The organism is Mycobacterium sp. MFM001 (assembly GCF_003402475.1).
Classification (GTDB): domain Bacteria; phylum Actinomycetota; class Actinomycetes; order Mycobacteriales; family Mycobacteriaceae; genus Mycobacterium.
In genome coordinates, this window is sequence record NZ_BFAB01000037.1 from 1 (window position 1) to 1,817 (window position 1,817).

A 1,817-nucleotide genomic window follows, 5' to 3' on the forward strand; every position below is an offset into this window, starting at 1 on the left:
CTACGCCGCAGCCGGGACTTCGCCCGGCGGCGGTGGCCCTTCGGGCAGTTTCGCCTCACCCGGGCGGGTGGTTTCGTAGCTTGAGCAGATGCCTATCGACGAGTTCAGCCTTCGGTATTCGGATCTGGTGACCGGCAGCTATGACTGCGTGGACCGCATCGTCCTTAACGCGTTTTACCCGCTGGGGTATCACCCAGGCGGGTTGCGCACCTGGTGGCGGCGGCTGCACGGCGATAGTGACGCCGAGCTGGACAACACGCACCTGATGCGGATGGCGGGGCGGTTCGCGCGGCGGGTCAAGGCCTGGGGCGCGGCCAACGGGGTGCCGGTGATCTTCTGCAAGGCCGGTGAGCGCAAGCACCGCATCGCCGAGGAGTACCTGGCCACTCACGAGGTGGGCATCGGCGTGTTTTTGGTGCTGGTGGCCAAGGCGCCGGCACCGGTGTGGAAGGTGGCGCGCTCGGTCAAGACCGGCGCGATCGTCAACATCGAAAGGAGACGCGAATACGTCAACCACTACTCGTTTCACATCATCGACCCCGAGTGGGGGCACGTGACGATCAAGATGTCGGGGCATCCGCCGTTCGGCGCGCAGATCATGCTCAACGGCCACGAGTATGTGGCTCGGCAGGCGACCGCGGCGGGGATAGCATTTCACAAGCTCGGCAACTGCTTCACCGGCATCGCCGACCCGGCGGGCCTGGCCCGGATCGCAGATGCCTTGTCGCAGGATGCGGCTGTAGGGCGGCTGGGCCAGGTCTGCCAACGCTGGATCTACACCGCGTGTTTGTGTTTTGGGCTCGATCTTGACGAGCAACAGCGCAGCGGATTCGGTTACGGGTTCGCCGTCTATCAGCTCGAGTACAGCCGCAACCTGATCTTTTCCGACGGCGCGAGGATGCAGCGGGTCTTTGACACGGTGGTCGATCGCACTCGCTCTCGGCTGGATGTGCCTAAAATCCGCACTATCTTCGGTGCCGCGCGGCGCCCATACCGCACCCGCAAACGCTCCTCGGTGATCGAGGCCGCGATCGAGACACCTACGTATGACCTGACCGTGTTCAAGCTGAACTTCGGACGGTTGACCGGCAAGGCCTATACCAAAGGCGAACGCGTGCTTCGCTTCGAGGCAATCGCGCACAACACCGCCGATTTGCGCTGCGGGCGCATGATCGAAAAGTTTCCCCAGATCGTCACCCAGCTGGCCGGTATCGCCGAGCGGTTTGCCACCGCCTTGGACTGCGTGGACACCGGATTTCTCGACGACGGCATCCTCGATGAGCTGCCCGCCGGATCGACGCTGGGCGCTTCCCGCGTCGGCGGTGTCGACCTCAACAAACCCCGCATGCATGAGGCGCTGCGCGCCGCCTTGGCGTTGGCGCCCGCGCCCAACGGGTTCACCGTCGCCGAGTTCGCCGCCAAAGTCCACGCCCTGACCGGTGTAGACCACAGCGGTTACAGTGTCCGCCAGGCGGCCTACGACCTACGTAAACTCCGCGGCAAACAGCTCGTTGATAAGCCCGGCAGATCCCGCCGCTATCGCGTTCCGCCACTGGCCGCACGAACCATCGCCGCCCTGCTCACCCTGCGCGACCAGGTCATCGCCCCGATCCTCGCCGGCGTGCACAGCCCCAAGATGGGACGCAAACCCACGCACTGGACAACCGTCGACCGCGACTACGAACGAATCCGCATCGAGATGCAGACGCTGTTCACCGACCTCGCTATCGAAACACCGCTAGCCGCTTGAGGATTCGCCGCAAGAAAGTCGTTCCACACCCCCAACAAATTGTCGAAAGTCGATCCTCAAGCGGCTA

1 protein-coding gene is annotated in these 1,817 nt (G+C 64.1%); it reads left to right on the forward strand.

What is annotated here, in order from left to right; all coding sequences use genetic code 11:
• The first annotated feature begins 88 nt into the window (after positions 1-88).
• Positions 89-1,750 carry a hypothetical protein gene (locus MFM001_RS24240; protein ID WP_202864149.1) on the forward strand — a complete coding sequence of 554 codons (1,662 nt, stop codon included), beginning with the start codon at positions 89-91 and terminating at the stop codon, positions 1,748-1,750.
• Positions 1,751-1,817: the final 67 nt, after the last annotated feature.

Excerpts from the sequence above, each read along its gene's own strand:
- MFM001_RS24240 (WP_202864149.1), top strand. The coding sequence starts at position 89 with ATGCCTATCGACGAGTTCAGCCTTCGGTATTCGGATCTGGTGACCGGC.